The following is a 240-nucleotide window of genomic DNA, read 5'->3' as shown; positions in this document are numbered from 1 at the left end:
ATCTGGATGTACCAGACGGCAGTCGCGCATGATGATCTCCTGCTTTGGCGATCCCATCGCAACGGTGACGATTTGCGCACCGCTGGCATGAATGCGTTCAAACAGCGCCTGACGCTGCTCGGGTTTAAAATAACCATCCTGACTGCCAACGATATTCACATTCCACTGGTTGCGCAGTTTAGCTTCAGTTTGCGCCAGCACTTCAGGTTTACCGCCCACAAGAAATACCGGCGTCCCTTC

At 53.3% G+C, this 240-nt stretch carries 1 protein-coding gene; it reads right to left on the bottom strand.

Annotated features, from left to right (window positions below; translation table 11 throughout):
• A partial coding sequence (locus AC0L24_RS33955) for a WecB/TagA/CpsF family glycosyltransferase (RefSeq protein ID WP_473565111.1) occupies nt 1–240 on the bottom strand: 240 nt, incomplete at both ends.

This window comes from Mesorhizobium sp. WSM4809 (genome assembly GCF_055811655.1).
This window is presented reverse-complemented; position numbering and strand designations above follow the sequence as displayed.